The 17,705-nt window shown below is 55.3% G+C and carries 16 protein-coding genes; 10 read left to right on the forward strand and 6 right to left on the reverse strand.

What is annotated here, in order from left to right:
* Positions 1–137: 137 nt before the first annotated feature.
* Together A0U94_RS09870 and A0U94_RS09875 are read left to right on the forward strand one after the other, a co-directional pair.
* Positions 138–1,202, forward strand: a complete 1,065-nt coding sequence (locus A0U94_RS09870) for a glycosyltransferase family 4 protein (RefSeq protein ID WP_077803248.1) — start codon at positions 138–140, stop codon at positions 1,200–1,202.
* Between the two features lie 157 nt (positions 1,203–1,359).
* Positions 1,360–2,895, forward strand: coding sequence for a lipopolysaccharide biosynthesis protein (locus tag A0U94_RS09875; RefSeq protein WP_077803249.1), 1,536 nt, complete (start codon positions 1,360–1,362; stop codon positions 2,893–2,895).
* Between the two features lie 46 nt (positions 2,896–2,941).
* On the opposite strand, the gene A0U94_RS09880 is transcribed toward A0U94_RS09875, so the two are convergent.
* The 4 genes from A0U94_RS09880 to A0U94_RS09895 are packed head-to-tail and all read right to left on the reverse strand — an operon-like array spanning position 2,942 to position 7,213.
* Positions 2,942–4,009 (reverse strand): tetratricopeptide repeat protein, encoded by a 1,068-nt coding sequence (locus tag A0U94_RS09880; protein ID WP_077803250.1) that lies wholly within the window; start codon positions 4,007–4,009, stop codon positions 2,942–2,944.
* Positions 4,010–4,040: 31 nt separating this feature from the next.
* Positions 4,041–4,667 (reverse strand): phosphatase PAP2 family protein, encoded by a 627-nt coding sequence (locus A0U94_RS09885; protein WP_077803251.1) that lies wholly within the window; start codon positions 4,665–4,667, stop codon positions 4,041–4,043.
* Positions 4,660–6,063 (reverse strand): O-antigen ligase family protein, encoded by a 1,404-nt coding sequence (locus A0U94_RS09890; protein ID WP_077803252.1) that lies wholly within the window; start codon positions 6,061–6,063, stop codon positions 4,660–4,662. The genes A0U94_RS09885 and A0U94_RS09890 overlap by 8 nt, the downstream gene beginning before the upstream one ends.
* Before the next feature lies 1 nt (position 6,064).
* Positions 6,065–7,213, reverse strand: coding sequence for a glycosyltransferase (locus A0U94_RS09895; RefSeq protein ID WP_077803253.1), 1,149 nt, complete (start codon positions 7,211–7,213; stop codon positions 6,065–6,067).
* Here A0U94_RS09895 and A0U94_RS09900 point away from each other — a divergent pair.
* Positions 7,212–7,391 (forward strand): hypothetical protein, encoded by a 180-nt coding sequence (locus A0U94_RS09900; RefSeq protein WP_062031013.1) that lies wholly within the window; start codon positions 7,212–7,214, stop codon positions 7,389–7,391. The two genes, A0U94_RS09895 and A0U94_RS09900, sit on opposite strands and share 2 nt — an antisense overlap.
* A gap of 51 nt (positions 7,392–7,442) precedes the next feature.
* Here the strand turns inward: A0U94_RS09900 and A0U94_RS09905 are convergent, their stop codons facing one another.
* Together A0U94_RS09905 and A0U94_RS09910 are read right to left on the reverse strand one after the other, a co-directional pair.
* The gene (locus A0U94_RS09905; protein ID WP_231865381.1) at positions 7,443–8,033 is read right to left on the reverse strand and encodes a polysaccharide biosynthesis/export family protein; all 591 of its coding nucleotides are present in this window, start codon (positions 8,031–8,033) and stop codon (positions 7,443–7,445) included.
* Positions 8,034–8,046: 13 nt separating this feature from the next.
* Positions 8,047–9,432, reverse strand: coding sequence for an outer membrane beta-barrel protein (locus A0U94_RS09910; protein WP_077803254.1), 1,386 nt, complete (start codon positions 9,430–9,432; stop codon positions 8,047–8,049).
* 201 nt (positions 9,433–9,633) lie between these two features.
* Between A0U94_RS09910 and wbaP the strand changes: the two genes are divergently transcribed.
* The 7 genes from wbaP (at position 9,634) to A0U94_RS09945 (ending at position 17,674) form a co-directional block, all read left to right on the forward strand.
* Positions 9,634–11,121, forward strand: a complete 1,488-nt coding sequence (gene wbaP, locus A0U94_RS09915; RefSeq protein WP_077803255.1) for an undecaprenyl-phosphate galactose phosphotransferase WbaP — start codon at positions 9,634–9,636, stop codon at positions 11,119–11,121.
* 16 nt (positions 11,122–11,137) lie between these two features.
* Positions 11,138–13,315 carry a GumC family protein gene (locus A0U94_RS09920; RefSeq protein WP_077803256.1) on the forward strand — a complete coding sequence of 726 codons (2,178 nt, stop codon included), beginning with the start codon at positions 11,138–11,140 and terminating at the stop codon, positions 13,313–13,315.
* Positions 13,316–13,329: 14 nt separating this feature from the next.
* Positions 13,330–14,412, forward strand: a complete 1,083-nt coding sequence (locus tag A0U94_RS09925; RefSeq protein WP_077803257.1) for a glycosyltransferase family 4 protein — start codon at positions 13,330–13,332, stop codon at positions 14,410–14,412.
* Positions 14,406–14,777 carry a hypothetical protein gene (locus A0U94_RS09930; RefSeq protein ID WP_062031000.1) on the forward strand — a complete coding sequence of 124 codons (372 nt, stop codon included), beginning with the start codon at positions 14,406–14,408 and terminating at the stop codon, positions 14,775–14,777. The genes A0U94_RS09925 and A0U94_RS09930 overlap by 7 nt, the downstream gene beginning before the upstream one ends.
* Positions 14,778–14,888: 111 nt before the next feature.
* Positions 14,889–15,806, forward strand: coding sequence for a glycosyltransferase family 2 protein (locus tag A0U94_RS09935; protein WP_231865380.1), 918 nt, complete (start codon positions 14,889–14,891; stop codon positions 15,804–15,806).
* Position 15,807: 1 nt separating this feature from the next.
* Complete coding sequence (locus A0U94_RS09940) at positions 15,808–16,683, forward strand: glycosyltransferase family 2 protein (protein ID WP_077803258.1); 876 nt, start codon at positions 15,808–15,810, stop codon at positions 16,681–16,683.
* A 34-nt stretch (positions 16,684–16,717) separates the two neighbouring features.
* A complete protein-coding gene (locus A0U94_RS09945; protein ID WP_077803259.1) occupies positions 16,718–17,674 on the forward strand; it encodes a hypothetical protein in 957 nt (318 codons plus the stop codon).
* Positions 17,675–17,705: the final 31 nt, after the last annotated feature.

Here is a 17,705-nt window from a genome sequence, read left to right on the forward strand (position 1 = left end):
CAGTCATTTTTGACGCGCATACTCGAACGTTAAAATGTGGTTAATTTTATTTTGTGTTCGATTATTGTTAAATCTTTAAGCGTCAATGAAAAATTATGTGATAAATGGGTGGAACATTATCATTTATTAGAACCCATATGCGCATCCTTCACCTTTCCAATCACTGCCGTTTTGCCAATGGCAACGTCCATGCCGCCGTTGACCTTGCCTGCGAACAGGCTGCCAAAGGGCATACTGTCGCGTTCGGCAGTTCTGGTGGGTACTTCGAGCCTCTCCTTCAGAAAAACGGAGTTGTTCTGATTGATGTGCCACAGGAAGCAATGACCGTTTCGAAGGGCATCAGGACGTTCTTCTCTTTATGGAAGGTCATCCGCGACTTCCGGCCTGACGTAATTCACGCCCACATGATGACCGGTGCGGTGCTCGCCAAACCCTGGACATGTCTTTTCGGGATTCCGCTTGTCACCACGGTTCACAACTCCTTTGACCGACATGCCATCCTCATGGGGCTTGGAGATCGGGTTATTGGGGTCAGCCGTGCTGTGTCGGAAGAGATGATCCGCCGTCACGTTCCCAGATCGCGTGTCCGGACCGTACTGAACGGCACGCGCAATGCCGTACGCCGTCAGGAATGGCCGAATCAGAACCTTGATCTTCCACGACCCAATCTGATTTCGGTAGGCGGACTACACCCGCGCAAGGGAATCTCCACCCTGCTGGACGCATTTGAGATCATATGGCGCAGTCATCCTGAAACCACATTGAATATTCTAGGCGAAGGCCCTTTCAGGGAACAGTACGAAAAGCAGGCCGCCGCTCTTGAAGGAGGCGCCAACATCATGTTCCGTGGCGCCTTACCGGATACGGGATCGTGGCTGAACGCATCGGATATCTTTGTCCTCCCATCCCTGCGCGAACCTTTTGGACTGGTGATCTGCGAAGCACGCGAGGCAGGCTGCGCCATCGTGGCAACGGATGTGGACGGCGTACCCGAGGTCTGCAGCGTTGGAAACGCTGGCCTGCTTGTGCCTCCGGAAGACGCACCGGCTCTTGCCGCAGCCGTACTGTCACTTCTGGATAATCCCGAACTCCTCGCGCAGCAGAAAGCCGCCTCGCTCCGCGACATAGAATTCTTCGACATCAGCCGCGTCTGTGACCAGACGATGGATGTCTACCGGGAGGTCATGAAAAAACGCAGATAATTCTGCTCAGACAGCCCTGCCCGACACAAAGCCGGGCACTGAGAGTTTTACGCTTCAGGGCATGGAACAAATGCCCTGAAAGAAATAAACCTGAACATGTTCTGGACTTGTGTCACTCATAGCCGGAGTGACTGCACTGAAGGGTTGACGTACTTTCGTGACTAGTAGCCTCGAACCGGAAAATGCCCTGATCCCGGAGCAGGACACCTTTACCAATGTCGGCGCAAAAGCCGCACGCGGAGCGGCGTTTCTGGTCGGCGCCAAGCTGATGGGCCGGTTTCTGGATTTTGTGTCACTTGTTGTTCTGACACATCTCCTGCTGCCAGCCGATTTTGGCGTGGTCTCTCTGGCCATGTCCGTCATTTATCTGACAGAAGCCATTTTCGAACTTCCCCTGTCTCAGGCGCTCGTCGTTCTGGAAACCATAGACAGAGACCATCTGGACACGGCATTTACGCTGAGCTTTCTGCGCGGGTCCATCATCTGCGTTCTTGTCTTCGCCATTTCCCTGCCGTTTTCAATTTTATACCACGATTCCCGCCTGTTCCCGCTGCTGATGGCGCTTAGTCTGGCGCCCGCGCTTCGCGGAATGCAGAGTCCGGGTCTGGCACTCTATGCAAAACGTCTCGATTTTTCGCGTGAATGTATCATCGACTTCCTTGGAAAATTCGGCGCTCTGATCGTTGCCGTCTGTGTAGCGGTCACAACCCGCTCCTACTGGGCCGTTGCCGCCGCAACAATCACAAGCACCGCTTTTGGAATGATCGTTTCGTATGTGATCTCCCCATACAAACCGCATTTTACGCTATCGCGATGGAGCGATTTCAGAAACTTTCTTGGGTGGAGCAGCGGAGCCCAGATCGTCAGTGCCATCAACTGGCAGTATGATCGGCTCATTCTGGGACGTCTCGTCCCTCCGCAGACGCTGGGTGCATTTTCGATCGCGAGTGATCTGGTGGGAATTCCATCGCAGGCCATCATCGCGCCCCTCAGCCGCCCCCTGCTTTCAGCTCTTGTGGCCCGCCGGGACAATCTGGATCATTTCAGAAATCTCTACCAGTTGTCGAACGCTACGGTGTTCATGATCATTCTTCCCATCTTTATTGAGATGTCGGCCCTCTCAACCGAAATCGTCCACACGATTCTGGGACCAAAGTGGGAGAAGTCCATCACCTATATTTCCCTGCTCGCCATTCCACCAATTCTGGCGGGACTGGCAGAGGGCATTTCAGCCCTGGTCATGGCTTTCAAGAAAAACCACCTTTACATGCGTCTGAACTCGCTGGAATTCGCGTTCAAGATCCCGATCGTCACAGGCGCCGCCTATTTCTTCGGAGCGCTTGGTGCGTGCTGGGGACGCATCTGTATCGCGTTCCTCATGATGCTTGTCTATCTCTCAACCACCAAGAGCCTGATCAAGGTCTCCTACGGCCAAGTCTTTTTTCAAAACTGGCGGACCTGTCTGTCCGGTTTCCTGTCGTGGCTCAGTATAGAAAGCATCAAATGGTACCTGCTGCCGCCTTCATGGCCGGGTATTGTAAAGCTCTTTATTCTCGGCAGCGCTGGACTCATGGCTTATGTCCTCGCACTGCTCGCGCTCTGGTCTCTGACCGGCAAAAAACCTGGGTCCGTAGAAGCAAGGGTTGTCGGAATATGCATGTCGAAACTGAGGAGAAGCCGCGTCGCGCTTTAACGGGCGCGCCGTCTGCCCGACAGATATCGGGAACTTTCGGTTTTTCCTACGTGAGACTTTGCAGCAGTTTTTTCGCCGCAGCATTCCCACCCGATGCCGCAAATTCCAGAAGCTTCTTTGCTTCCGCCGGATCAGCGGCACATCCCATTCCATTATAGACCAACTGGGCGAGCGTTACCGCAGCCCCTGTATGTCCGGATTGTGCAGCCCTACGATACCAAGAATGGGCTTCAAGAAAATTGGGCGTAGTCCCGTCGCCCTGAAGGTTGATATCCCCGACCAATGCAGTCGCTTCAACCTCCCCACCCTGCGCGGCCTTGCGCAACCATGTCTCGGCTTTGGAAACATCGCGCTCCACGCCACGCCCCTGATAATAGGCAATCCCAACCTTCATCTGCGCGGCAGGACGACCGTCTTCAGCAGCTTTCATGAAATGCCCGAAAGCCTGCACATCCTTTCCGCCTTCATACTCCAGAACAGTCCCAAGGGTCAGCTCGGCATCCGCGAGGCCACCCTGCGCGGCCTTGCGGATATAGGATAGCCCCCGTTCGCGTTCCGTAGGGTTTTTCGCGGCTCCGAGAAGATCGAGCCCATACCCATACAGCCCCTGCACGCTGCCAGCCTCGGCTGCCCTGCGATAAAGCTCCCGCCCTCTTTCAGGATCACGCAGATTGTCCGGCCCCTGCATCAGAAGATGAGCCATCATCGCCATACCGTCGGCATCTCCGCCATCAACGGACTTTTGCGCCCAGTACAGTGCGCCGTCATAGTCCGGCTCTCCCTGTTCAGGCATGCTATCAAAGACCGTCGTACGGTTTTCCGAGGCTGGCCCCAGTCCCATGTAACACAACTGGGCCAGTCTCTGACACGCTGGTGCATAACCCTGTTCTGCAGACTTCTGAAACCAGCGCAGGGCTTCTCCGGGATTGATGGGAACGTCTTTATCCGCCAGATAAAGCTCTCCCAGAGCGAACTGGCCCTCTGCGTTTCCTGACGTCCCCAAAGTATGGAGTTGCCTGAGCCCCTGCCTGACCTTTCCGTTCTCCAGAAGTTTTTTTGCGCCTTGCAGTCTTGCCTCGGGCCGGAGAAATAACGGAAAGCCGAGTTTACTCATGATACTTTTCCAGATTTCAATAATAACAGGATCAGGTTGCAGAAAGTGTTACAGGACAGTGCCTGAATGGCGCAACAAAGCGGTGCGAAAAATATTCGAGCCATGCTTCTGCCGGAGAACGTAAACCGTGCAGTGACAATGCCACAATCAGAGCCGCCACAAGCATCAATGCAACCGACCAGTCGGGCTGATACTTTTTTGAGAACGTCTGCATTTCCCGATATCGTGCAAGCGTTAGAAGCAGAACCCCCAGCAGTCCCCACGCACCTCCCACACACACCTCGGCAACGGAATGTACATGCAGCCAGACACGTGCAGCGCCGGCAAACAGCCCAATCCCCAGAGCCGCCATAAAGCCCGCGATCGGCAGCCGGCCAAACAGCACAGCCATGCTGCCATACACGAATGTCGTCCCTGCCGTATGACCGCTCGGACTGTAAAGACTCTGGCCCGGAATCCGGCCGCATGCCTCAAACCGCAGTTTAAGCAATAACATTCCGCCAAACACCAGAACCACAAGCGCCAGCCATTGAAGTAACATCTTTCGTCGTGCCTGCACGATCAGCAGAACGCCGCTCAAAGCCATCACAGGCCAGAGGATGTTTTCGTCTCCGAAGTCGCTGAAAAACCCGATGAGACTCATGAGGCCGTCAGGCACGCACCTGTTTTCCCGCTCGGGTCTGGAGACGGATCAATGCCGACACCAGCATGGCCAGCAGCACATAAAAATCCATCGTCCCCAGAACAGGTCCTGAAATGAGGGTTGCTACCGTTCGCCCGAGCAATGCAGTGAATGTCGCTTCGATCATCCAGGCATCGAGTGAGCGTTCCCCCGCCGCCCCCTTGATCGTGCGATATATCTTCAGAAACAGGCTTCCGTTCCAGACCACGAGCATCAGAACGCCCACGACGCCTATTGTCGCCAGAAAGCCCGGAAGAAGACTTGAAGAACGGTCACTTCCCCACCCGGTCCCAAGACCATAAGTGTCAAACGCAAGCTGATACGAGTCAGCGTCTTTCTGGGTACGTTCTTCGTAAGACGCCGACTGTTTCTTGTCCTGCGTCTCCAGCATAACCTCCGCCGCCGCCTTGATGACGTCAGGAGCAAAAGCCGCCAAAGCCAGCGTTGTCACGCCCATGCACAGTACCCCGCCCGCGATGAACATCATCAGACGTCGGAACAATCGCCTCTCACGACTTAAGATGGCGTAAACAATCAGCAATGCCAGCCCGATTATCATGGCGACATAGCCGGTTGTCGAGGTCGTCATCAGCAGACACAGGGTACACAGGAAAATCATTACCCGCGTCGCCCAGTTTCCATATCCCCGAAGGGCGCACCACACCGTTGAATACAGCGTCCCGATCAGAAAAGTCGCGCAGGCCGAAGGCTCGGTAAAGGTTGCATTGATGCGTGGCACCGGGCCGCTCATCTGCGTGTCCAGAACGGCCCATCCAGGATTGGAATACAAAAGCTCTTTGGGAAATGGAATGCTCCCAACCAGACGGTGCGCCATCTCCCAGAAACCGACCACACATGCCAGAGCCGCGCCCACCAGATAGGCATTGTAAAGCCGCCGCGGATCAGCTTCGCGCCGGGTCAGGAAAAAAATGGTCATGATAAACATGACGAGGTCGAGAACGAGATAGCAATCCTGGGTCATGTTTCCGCGCGTTGGCGCAAGCGGAACCCGGGTTGCCACGTCGTCAAGCTTCTGCGGCCAGACCAGCACAACCCCTTCAAACAGGCGGGGCAGGATAATAGAGCCGACCAGCGCCCAGGAAAACGCGATCAGCAGCGGCGTACAAAATTTGAGAACCCGTCCAGCCGCCGGAAACTTGACCCCCAGCATCAGCTGAAGGCCCATGAACGCAATAAACAACATACCGGGAGCCATGGCCGGCTGTAGACCAAGCCCCCCCATTACCAGAACCGCCGCCGCCTGAAGAACGCCCCCTATGAGGGTCAGCTCCAGCAGGCGCTGCGGATCCTTCCTGAAAAAGAAAAGGAAGCTGAGGGGCCAGAAAATCAGCCCCATCGCGGTCAGAGGCATGTCAGACCCTGTCGTTCGACCGGGATGGCATGAATTCCCGCCATTGCTGCGCGACAAAAGACGTAAAGCGCGAACGGAACAGGTCTTCCGAAAAGCGCAGCGCGTTCTGATGGCACAGCTCGGGCGTCATATCCTTTTCATGCTCCTCGAATTCCTGCACAGCCGCAATAATGCTTTCCGCACTCTGAGTGTCAAAAAGAAGACCCGTCACCCCTGGCTGAACAATATCACACGCCCCTCCGCGCCCATAAGCGATGAGCGGCGTTCCCGCGGCCTGGGCCTCAACCAGCGAGATGCCGAAATCCTCCTCACCCGCATAGACAAAAGCTCTGGCCGCACCGAGCGTGGACTGGAGTTCGGCATCAGAGACATGCCCCTTGATCGCAATATTCGGAGCCCCTCCGGCTTTTTCCCGAACAAGGTCCAGATCCGTTCCACCCCCAATGACAATCAGCTTTCTGTCGGGCATTTTCCGGAATGCTTCGACCACCAGATCAATCCGTTTATAGGGCACCAGTCGCGAAACCACGACGTAATGGTCCTTCTTCGCCTGCGTCACGGAAAAGCGCTCCAGATTGACGGGGGGTGCAATAACCGCTGCCTCCCGCCGCCATGTTTTGCGGATCCGGCGGGCAATGTAGTTGGAATTGGCGATGAACGCGTCCACTCCAGCCGCAGCCCGGACGTCCCAGTTCCTCAGACGATGGAAAAGCCAGCGAATGTAGAGCCCACGCAAGCCGCGATGCAGCCCGCTCTGGCGCAGATAGGTGTTCTGGAAATCCCACGCATAGCGCATCGGGGAATGTACATAGGACACGTGCAACTGATCGGGGCCCGTAATGACGCCCTTTGCCACCGCATGATGACTGGAGATGACGATATCGAATCCACTGAGATCCCACTGCTCCACGGCAAGCGGCATCAAACCAAGATAATGCCTGAAAAGTCTGCGTGCGAAGGGCAGTTTCTGAATGAATGACGTCTGGATTTCACGGCCACCGAGCCGCGCACGGTCTTTTGGAGACAAAAAATCCACCACGGCGAAGATTTTTGCATCCGGGTAACACTTAATTAATTGCTCGATGACAAGCTCGGAGCCGGCCCAGTTTTCAAGCCATTCATGTACGATCGCAACTCGGGTGGATTCCATGTCTCTTTTTTCTCATTCTGCTGCCATCGAACGCCAGTCAATGACAGGTGCCTGCACTCATTCAACGAAACCCGCGTCGGTGGAAGATACATCGCCCATCGCTGGCAGCGGAATTGGACTTGCGGCGTTTCTGGGAACATTCATCTGGATCGCTGGCGGTTACTGGCTCTTTTCCTGAGCTGTTGCCACTGAAGACTAACAGCCCAGTAAAAGAATCAGGCCTGCGGCATCAGAAATGCCGTTCATACACCTTGATGACATCCCCCGGCTTGACGAAATTCTGGGGATAAAGCAGCCCAGCGACCGTATATCCACCCTCTTGGCGGATGGTGTACGCGTATCTCTCCCAAGACCTGTATGTGAACCCACCGGCCGCAGCAACCGCTGAAAGCATCGTCATACCCGGCTGATAGGCATACTGTCCCGGATGTTCGACTTCACCAATTATCGAAATCAAACGGTAAGCCGTAACCTGAACCGCGATCTTCGCATCCCGGAGAATGGCTTTTTTCCGCAGATCTTCCGTAACCTGCTGACCAAGCTGCTCTGTCGTCAGGCCGGACGCATGGACACTCCCAAGTAACGGGATGTCAATGTTCCCTGCACTGTCGATTCGGAAATCAGAGGTCAACTGATCCTGCCCATAGGTTATCAGGCGCACCTCGTCATCGGTCCCGAGACGGTACTGCACTGGATCGTAGACAGGAACCGGCGAAAGTCCGCCACCTGGACTACAGGCTGCAAGCGCAAGACCCGATATGGGGAAAAGGATATATTTCCGCAGGTTCTGCAACAGCGGCATCCGGGAGATTTCTGTCATGATGAGAACTTTATCATAATTGATATTTCACGCTTATCATAGCCATATCGATGCTGTATCGGCTGCTTCCCGAAGCATTCGCATTTCGATAGACATTAGACGCCTCAAGAGACAAATGCTGGTTCAATGCCCAGTTCACCCCAACACTGAAATTGGCGTTCAACTGTGATGTCATTGTCTGATCCAGCGGAGTATTCTGGAAAATTGCAGGGGTTTGCCCTGCCCCGCCCTGCTGAATCTGAAATCCGGCATGCAACACGATATTCCGGGAGTAGACCTGACGGATATCAAGGGCGGCAGTTGTATAAATAAAACCAATGACGCTCTCAAACGCACTATCCGCAATTCCGCGCGATACGGTCAGGGAAACCCGTGTCATGCGCGTGGGGGTCCATGTGCCACGAAGCTCTGCATAAAACGTATCAATGGTTTTGTAAGCGGCAACATTATAGGAGCGATTCTGATACCCCCCCAATACACGGATACTGAAAGGGCCCGGCATTTCATAATCATAGCCCACCAGGGCCGAAAAGCCGTTGGAATCCCGCGAAGGAAGATGAAACCGGTTATTGGAATACCGGATCTCAACACCCTGCGTGATCATCAGCAGGTCGCTCCCCTCTGCGAGACTGTAACGCAGCCCAAGACCTTCGGAGAACAGCAGCCGGTTGCGATAGGACTGCTTCAGGTAGATATTATCGCCTCCAAGATCCGTGAAAAGGAAACGCTTCAGATCAAAATTCGGGATGACCGAAAGCCTGCCATGGGTCTCAATCGTGTCATCCAGACTCAGATCTTCCATAAAGTATGGAATGGGCTGATTGACGGCAAATGCCCCCAGGTCAGAGGGCATCTGCGTCATTTTCTCATGGCTGAAACGATATGAGACGCGATGACGGCCAATCTTCTCATACCCACGCAGAAATGCGGTCCAGTTTGTCTGGTTTTGCAGTTCCCGTTCAGGATAATACTGCTGGCTAACCGTAGCCCCTATATTCAGGAGTCTCCGATTTTGGGTCAGTAATCCTTCAAGGTTGGCATTGGTAATACTGGCCGCACTTGGAACTCCGCCCATCATCTGGTCGGCGTTGTTGGTATAACCCCACCCTTCGGACGCTCCCCCATTAATCGCCCAAGGTCCATATCTGAGACCCTGTGCGCCATAACGATGGTCCGTATCGGACTGGAACGCATCAACAGAGAGCCCATCTTCGGCGCTTCCCAGGGCAGAAAGATTCTGTGTCACGACCTGCGCATGCGCTACACCACCCAGAAACAGGGAAAGCGGCGACGCAATCCCTATTTCAAGCGCGAAAAGAAGGCGCAGACGAGTTTTTTCACGACACACGAACATAAGACCTCTTCTAGCAGAAAAAGATCCATCCAGAAACGCTTCCATTGCACCAATAGCGACCGAGGAAGGCCCTATACGCTATGACGATTTATTAACCGTTAATATTGTAGACGCACATGCGGTTTTGTGTCTATAAAAAGCCTTAATTACCGCAAGATCGTTATTTTCGTACCCCGTTCGTCCGGAGACCAATTGGGAACACCGCTGCTATCGCATCCGGTAGCGTTTTTGGAATGCAGAGAGCCGATGAGCCTATTTCCTTCTTCTTTTCCGCAAGACGCTCTCGAAGCCCTCCCGAACGGCGGAGCGCTAACTGCGCCCAATGGCGTTCGTTCCCGGCTGACGTCGGATCGCTCGTCCAGAATTTTTTCCGTCTTTTTTGTGAGTGACGTGATTGCTCTGTGTGTCTCCGTGCTGCTTGGCAGCTGGGTCGCCTCGGTTCTGCACAACATGTCCTCTGGTTTCCCCCTGTTTCTGGATGCCGGCACCAACGCAACGCACACGATGGGTTCTCTCATGCCCATCTGCCTCGGCGTTCTTCTTTACATGTTCGCCAGCGGCGAGTACCGCATCCGGTTTCCGTTCTGGAGTGAATTCGGCCGCCTGATCACAGCCGCTTTCTGCGCCTTGCTGGCTACGGGTTTCTGGGCCTTTGCGTTTCAGATTTCCGGTCCGCGCTCCGCGCTGCTTCTGCCCTGGATCATCTTTCCTTTCCTTGGCGAATTCATGAGGCAGTGTGGGCGACACATCCTCCATGCGCTCCGGCTGTGGCAAATTCCTACAATCCTGATCGGAAACCCGGCGGAAACTGCTCAGGTGCGTCACGTCCTGGCCAGTGAAACACTCTCCAGCTACGAAATCATAGGCTCCATCAGCCCCGAGGCAGCAATCGGATCTCTTCTGGTCACTGAAAACGCGACCGCATCTTCGAGATTCCAGTTCCTGCTTTGCCTCGACCCGACCGATACATGCTCACGCGACATCATCGAATGGCTGACGCGTCGTCGTGTTCCTTTCGCGCTGATCCCGCAAATCTCAGGAATGCCCACGCACGGCCTGACGCAGTCCTCCTATTTCAGCCACGACACCATCATTCTGTCCTATAAAAGCAATCTGGAAAATCCACTCCAGCGCAGGCTTAAATTCACCTTTGATTTCCTGGCAGCCCTGCTCCTGCTCCTTCTTGTCCTGCCAGTCTATGTCATCCTGTATATTATGATTGCCCTTGACGGTGGTCAGCCGATCTATGGTCATCGGCGCATTGGTCAGAACGGACGTGAGTTCAAGTGCCTGAAATTCCGTTCCATGGCGAAAAACTCCGATGAACTGCTGAAACGTCTTCTGGAAACCGATCCCCTGGCAGCGGCCGAATGGCAGGAGACCCAGAAACTCCGCAACGACCCCAGAATTACCCGTGTCGGCCACTTCATCCGCAAAACGAGCCTTGATGAACTGCCGCAGCTCATCAACGTTCTGCGGGGCGACATGAGCTTGGTCGGGCCCCGTCCGATCGTCCAGGCGGAAGTCCGGCATTACGGTGAAAATTTCGATTACTATCAGGCCATCCGCCCCGGAATTACCGGGCTATGGCAGGTCAGCGGCAGAAGTGACACCGGCTATGCAGAACGTGTCCAGCTTGATCGGTGGTACGTGCGCAACTGGACTTTGTGGCACGATATCGCAATTCTTGCGAAAACCCTTCCCGCCGTTTTCCTGAGACGCGGCGCACGGTGAGCAGGACACATCACTCATGAGCCAGATTTCCGGTGCAATGCCCCCACAGCAGTTCTCCCCAATGGACATTGGTCCTGCCCCAGAGCAGGAATTTGCCGGTTTCGGTCGGATTTTCTCCATTCTGCGCCAGCACCGGCTTCTGATGTGTGCTGTTACAGGCGGCACGTTCCTTCTTGGAGCGGCCGCCATTACGACGCTCAAACCCTACTACGAATCCAACGCCGAAATTGCGATCGGTGCACGGGGCATGATTTCTCCCTCGGAACTCAGCCCTTACGCTGACCGTGCTCTGGATCTGGTCGCGCTCAATACCCAGATTGATATTCTCAAAAGCCCTACGATTGCCCTGATGGTGACGCAGCGACTGCACCTCGCGGACAGTCCTGAATACATAAAGGCTCTGAGCCCATCCTTTGTGTCACAACTTAAAAAGAAGTTCGGTCTTCAAAAGGACGGTCCTCCCCTCACGCAGCAGCAGCGTAACGAGCTCGTTTCCAATCTGCTTATGGGAAAAGTCCACATCAGCAATGATGGGCGCTCCGCAATCATTGGAATTACTGCACGTTCCGCAGGTCCTGATCTGGCACCTGCCATCGCCAATGGTTACGTCAAAGCCTATCTGGATTTTGAGCAGCAGGCCAAGATTCAGGCCGCACGAAATGCAAGCGTTCTTCTGGAAGAGCAGATTGCTCCTCTGCGGCAGAGGTCAATCCAGGCCGAACAGGAACTCTCGCGTTACAGGCAGGAGCATAATCTCTATCTGCTGGGCGATGATTCGGGCGGCGATTCCGGGCGGACGGCCCGTATTGCGTTGCCCGCAACGCCCAATGACCTTCACCTGACACAAATGAATCATGAGCTCGGCGAGGCAGAAGCCGATCTGGCAAGCAAGCAGGCCATTTACAATGAGGCTGCGTCCAGCGGCAACGTTGGAACCATTACCGCAATCACAGCCTCTCCGCTCATCCAGAGCCTCAGACTTCAGCAGACCCAGATCAACGCCCGCATTTCGACGCTTGCTTCCACGGCGCTCGAGCAAAATCCGGAGCTGGTCGCAGCCCGCGCGCAGGCTGCGCGCATTGATGCCCAGATTGCAACGGAAAGCCAGAAGCTGCTGCAGAATCTGCGTTACGAAGCGGATGCCGCCCAGCAGCGCGTCAATGCCCTGAAGGAGCGTACCAACGCCCTGCAGATGAATGTCACGGAAGAAGAACACGCCGACATCCGGCTACGGCAGCTCGTTGGGGAAGCAACTGCAGCACAGACCCTGTACCGGGACTACCTCTCGCGTCTTGGACAGGTCTCAGCCGAAACCACCATACAGCAGGCCGAAGCCCGCCTCATCACACCGGCGAACCAGCCTCTGGGTCCGGCCGGGCCGCCCAAGAAACAGTACGGCGTGCTTCTCTTTCTGATTTCGCTGGGTCTGGGCGCAGGCGCGGCCCTGCTGCGCGACCGGTCCCGCAGCAGTCTGCGGACTCTGGCCGAGCTGGAGCAGCAGACACGGCTGTTCGGGCTTGGCGCACTCCCGCGTTTCCGGGGCTCTCTGCGGGAACAGCTGACATCCGGCGACTCTCTGTATGGTCGGATGCTCAATTCCATGCGGGCCATCCTGACCTTCGGTAACCCCTCGATCCGTACAAAAATCACGGTCATCACCTCCGCGGAAAACAACGAGGGCAAAACCACGCTCGCCATTTCACTGGCGGCCAGCATCGGAGCGCTCGGCAAACGCGCGCTCCTGATCGACTGCGATGCTCACCGACCCAGCGTTTTGCTGGCTCTGGACCTCAAGGCGCATGAAGACGGCTTCGTTCACGACGCGCTTCCAGGACTGGATATTTTCGTCGCCAGCCAGACAGGAGAACCCGGCGTCCTGAATTTTGGAGCTCTCGGAGAGTTTCTGGCGAAGCACCGTGACGAATACGATCAGATCATTATCGACACACCTCCCATTCTGAGCTTTCCCGAAGCAGGCGTTCTTGCGTCTTTTGCTGAAGGCGTCATCATCGCCGTAAAATGGCACCATACCTCTGCAAGTGCTGTTATCGAGACACAGAGAATTTTGCGGACACACCACGCAAACTGTCTGGGGGCGGTCCTGACATTCGTTGATATCGAAAATCTGCGCCCGGAAGAAAGCCTTCGTATGGGTGATTACTCCCACTACCGCAAACTCGTATCTTCCTCGTAATGGCTGTTTCTCCAATGAGCAAAATTTTCCTTAACGGACGCTTTTCCGTCCAGTCGCTCAGTGGCGTGCAGCGTTTTGCAACGGAAATTACGCGTGCACTTTCGGAAATCTGGCCCGCGGATCTGCCACGCCCCGAACTCCTGACACCCCGGACAGACCCGGCAGTTTCTATCGACCTGGGTTTTACTGCGCGGTCCTGTGGCCGCTTTCAGGGACAGATCTGGGAACAGATTGATCTCCCCAAAGCGGCAGCGTCAGGGTTGCTCGTCAATCTGGGCAATACCGCTCCTCTTCACCTGTCATCGCGGCATAGCCGGCAGCTGGTTGTCATTCATGATGCTGGCGTCTTCTCCACGCCACAGTCGTACTCACGCCAGTTTCGTGCGTATTACAAGGTTTTGCATCGCCTGCTGGCCTTGGGCAAAACACGCATCGTGACGGTTTCGGACTTCTCCAGAAACGACATTGCCCGTCACTTGAAGATCGACCCTGCACGCATCAGCGTTATCACTGAAGGCGCGGATCATGCCACGCGCATTGCGGCAGACAGGACGATTTTAAAGACGCATGGTCTGGAAAGCGGGAAATACGTTCTGGCTGTCGGCAACAAGGCGCCCCACAAGGATTTTGCAGCGCTCGATCATCTGGCAGCAACACTCGCTCAACGCGGGATCAGGCTCGTGATCAGTGGTGGAATGAACGGACGGGTTTTCAGCGCAGGCGCCCCTGACCTGCAGCATGCGACCTATGTCGGCAGGGTTACGGATGCGGAACTGCACGCGCTCTACAGTGAAGCCGCCTGTTTTGTTTTTCCGTCCATCTATGAAGGTTTCGGCCTCCCGCCTGTAGAAGCGATGGAAGCCGGCTGTCCGGTCGTTGCCCGTGACATTCCCGTACTGCGTGAAATCTGCGGTCAGGCTGCTCTCTTCGGCCGAAACCCTTCCGATCTTACCGCGTGCGTCATCGAACTGCTTGATCATCCGGATCGTGCCGGTGATCTCCGTCGCGCAGGCTATGAACAGGTTCAGAAATACCGCTGGACCATCGCTGCAAAGCAGTTGATGGACATCATGCGGGAGGAATTTGTCAAATGCTGACGCCCTCCCGCCTTGTAGCGATGATGGTTGCCGCAGCCATCGTCATGCCTGCCTGCGCACAGGACGCGACTACAGGTCTTCCTTCCAGAAAACTGGTTTTGTGGTGCACCGTCTCTGATGGTGGGTCGAAGCGTCTTTTTGCTTCCGACCCGGTTCCCACATCTGACCTCAGCCACATGGCGCTATGGAACGCCAACAGCCGTTTCATAACGATCGTCAACAGCCGCTATAATCTGACAATCCGCAACAACGATCATGCATGTGCCATTTACCCCGACATGGCACATGCCACAAAAACCCGCGATGCACTCATTTCCCTCGCACAACAGCGTGGCAGCCATATTGTAACCGTCGGATCGAACTAATTCATGACCCCCGATACAGCCCGGATGCCCTCGGCAGGTGTCTCCCATCCAGAAAATTCATCTGAGCAAAACAGAAATCTGCCGCTGACATTAACGAAAACTGGAGAGTCTGTGCCTTTAACAAAAGACATGCAGGTTGTCGTAGGCATTGCTACCAGTGGCCGTCCTGCCATTCTCGCCGAACTCGTGCGTCAACTGACCCATCAAACGGTCAGACCGACCAGGATCATCATCAGCTACGCCAAACCGGAGGATATTGCAGCTATTCCCCAGACGCTCCGGGAAATGGCTTCGGTCGAATTCGTCACCGGCCATATGGGCCTTCCTGCCCAGCGGAATGTCATTCTCGACCGTCTCGATGACGAAGATATCGTCCTGTTCTTCGATGATGATTTCTTCCCTCACCCCACCTATATCGCCCGGATTATCGAAGCCTTTCACGACAACCCCAATATTCTGGGCGTTACAGGCAACGTCCTGGCCGATGGCGCCAAAGGACCTGGTCTGTCAATTGAAGAGGCGGACCGTCTGAACACGAATGCTGGCACGTCATCGGTTTCGAAAGTCGAGGATGCCCCCAACACCTATGGCTGCAACATGGCGTTCCGCTGTGCCGCCGTAAAACGCCTCGGTGCACGCTTTGACGAAAGGCTGCCTCTCTACGCCTGGTATGAAGACATAGATTTTTCCCGCTCTCTTCTGCCTCACGGCAGAATCGTCAAGGCTCACGGCGCACAGGGCGTGCATCTGGGGAACAAGACGGGCAAAGGATCCGGTCTTCGACTGGGTTATTCGCAGATTATCAATTGTATCTATCTGGCCCGGAAGGGAACCTATCCCTGGTCTCACGCTGTGAAAAGCGCAGGGCGACACCTCGTCATCAACGCTTTGAAATCACTGAGCCCCGAGCCTTATATAGATCGCAAAGGACGTCTGTTCGGAAATCTGATCGGACTTGGCGATCTGTTGAAAAACCGTATTACGCCCGAACGGGCTGCCACACTCCATTCCAAGAAAAAGGCTTCCTGAGATGCGCTTTTCACTCGTCGTTCCGACTGTAGCCCGTCTGGCCGAAGTCGAGGCCTTCATGGAGGGTCTGGAAAAGCAGACATTCAAGGATTTCGAGGTCATTCTTGTCGACCAGAGCGGATCAGACATCTATGACGATCTCGTCGCGCGATACAGCGCCAAATGGCCCTTCAAGCATCTGCGCCCCGAGGTCAACGGACTGCGTTACGCCCGCAACTTTGGTGCGAGCGTCGCGGTAGGCGATATCATATCGTTTCCGGATGATGACTGCATCTATGAGCCCGACACGCTGCAACGGGTGAACGACTATTTCCGCAAAACGGGCGATACCGGCTTCATTACCGGTGCCGTGCTCAATCTGAACGGTGCACCGACAGCCATGGGGCGCTGGCTGACCAGCAGCCAGGTCCTGAACTCGCATAGCGTCTGGACGGGCCTGATCGAATTCAACTTTTTCATGCCGCGCAAGATGTTTGAAAAGATACATGGGTTCGATGAGGATCTGGGGATCGGAGCCCCCTATGGTTCAGCCGAAGGCCCTGACCTTGCCCTACGCCTGATGGCAGCAGGGGCGCAAGGATATCATGATCGTGCGCTGCTGGTGCGTCACATGGACAAGCCAGCCAGTCTCAACACGGCCCGCGCCTTCGACTACGGCAAGGGACTGGGATATGTCCTGCGCAAGAACCACGCTACCCTCAAGACAGTCCTGACATTCTTTATCCGCCCCTTCGGCGGCGTCTGTCTGAGCCTTCTGCGCAGGCAATCCAACAAGGCGGCCTATTATTCCAAGATGCTGCAAGGGCGGCTTTCGGGCTATTTCTGCCGCGAAGCCGCTGAGGTCGCCCGACACAACACGGGAAAAACTCTGTCCTGACAGACAGCTTTTCACAGATGGGAAGACGCACTCCATGACTGGTCATCTCCTGAAAGTTCTCGCGATTGCCGGCATGAGTGCGCTGGCGCTTCCCACAGCCGCGCATGCGAACGATCCCGCTGCAATGCTGGCAGCCTGCCCGTCATGGCCGACCCTGTGCCGGGTCGATCTGAAAGGGAAGGTCTACAAAATTCGGGAAACCCTGCACCTCAATCCGCTCACGACGACACTCACCAACGGCACACTGGATGCTTCCGGTCTTCCCGATGGAAAGCCTGCGATCATCATCTCGTCAGACGGTAAAGGGCAGCCTGAAAGTTACGATACGGCCGCCAACAGCATTGATCATCTTATCCTGACCGGCCAGCCCAAGGCGGACGGGATCGTTTTCGACAATGAAGACGACGACAATATCCGTGCGGCCGCAATTACTCTGGAGAACATCTCCATTTCAAATTTCCGGCGTGGGCTGACGTTCGGAAACCATTCCTATGGCTTTGGCCTCTCCCATGCCCAGATCCATAACAATGGCACAGGGATTTATACCATTCCCAATCCGGTGGATGCTGGAGAGCGCATTGCCCTGATCGACGTCGGCGTTTTCAACAACACGCTTGGCGTGGACGATCAAGGCGGCATGGAACTGGACTGGTTCTCGTCGCATCTGGATTACAATGCAACAACCGCATTCATTTCGGGTCCGTGGACGTTTGACGGGCATATAGAAATCGCCCCTCCGCACACTCCTCCAATCCAACTGCATGCGCTGGTCGGCAAACCGGCGGGCTCTCTTTACATCACAACCGGCTCGATCATTCTCGTCAGCCAGTCCGGCGGCCAGGCCAGCAGCGACTACTGGGTGCAGAGCGACAGTTCCTATAGCGCCATCCAGTTCCCGGCCCAGACTTATGGCGTCCGCGGAAAAATCGGTATCATGAACGGCCCCGCTGCCGTTTACGGCCCTGCCCTTCCGGCCTTCAACCCCCACTGATCAGGCAAAGCTCACCGAGGATCCAAGCCTG

This window comes from Gluconobacter albidus (assembly GCF_002005485.1).
In the GTDB taxonomy this organism is placed as follows: domain Bacteria; phylum Pseudomonadota; class Alphaproteobacteria; order Acetobacterales; family Acetobacteraceae; genus Gluconobacter; species Gluconobacter albidus.

Bases quoted from the DNA above. Each gene is read 5' to 3' on its own strand.
- A0U94_RS09870 (WP_077803248.1), top strand. From the start codon at position 138: ATGCGCATCCTTCACCTTTCCAATCACTGCCGTTTTGCCAATGGCAAC.
- A0U94_RS09880 (WP_077803250.1), bottom strand. From the start codon at position 4,009: ATGAGTAAACTCGGCTTTCCGTTATTTCTCCGGCCCGAGGCAAGACTG.
- A0U94_RS09890 (WP_077803252.1), bottom strand. From the start codon at position 6,063: ATGCCTCTGACCGCGATGGGGCTGATTTTCTGGCCCCTCAGCTTCCTT.
- A0U94_RS09900 (WP_062031013.1), top strand. From the start codon at position 7,212: ATGTCTCTTTTTTCTCATTCTGCTGCCATCGAACGCCAGTCAATGACA.
- A0U94_RS09895 (WP_077803253.1), bottom strand. From the start codon at position 7,213: ATGGAATCCACCCGAGTTGCGATCGTACATGAATGGCTTGAAAACTGG.
- A0U94_RS09905 (WP_231865381.1), bottom strand. From the start codon at position 8,033: ATGACAGAAATCTCCCGGATGCCGCTGTTGCAGAACCTGCGGAAATAT.
- A0U94_RS09910 (WP_077803254.1), bottom strand. From the start codon at position 9,432: ATGGAAGCGTTTCTGGATGGATCTTTTTCTGCTAGAAGAGGTCTTATG.
- wbaP (WP_077803255.1), top strand. From the start codon at position 9,634: ATGAGCCTATTTCCTTCTTCTTTTCCGCAAGACGCTCTCGAAGCCCTC.
- A0U94_RS09920 (WP_077803256.1), top strand. From the start codon at position 11,138: ATGAGCCAGATTTCCGGTGCAATGCCCCCACAGCAGTTCTCCCCAATG.
- A0U94_RS09925 (WP_077803257.1), top strand. From the start codon at position 13,330: ATGAGCAAAATTTTCCTTAACGGACGCTTTTCCGTCCAGTCGCTCAGT.
- A0U94_RS09930 (WP_062031000.1), top strand. From the start codon at position 14,406: ATGCTGACGCCCTCCCGCCTTGTAGCGATGATGGTTGCCGCAGCCATC.
- A0U94_RS09940 (WP_077803258.1), top strand. From the start codon at position 15,808: ATGCGCTTTTCACTCGTCGTTCCGACTGTAGCCCGTCTGGCCGAAGTC.
- A0U94_RS09945 (WP_077803259.1), top strand. From the start codon at position 16,718: ATGACTGGTCATCTCCTGAAAGTTCTCGCGATTGCCGGCATGAGTGCG.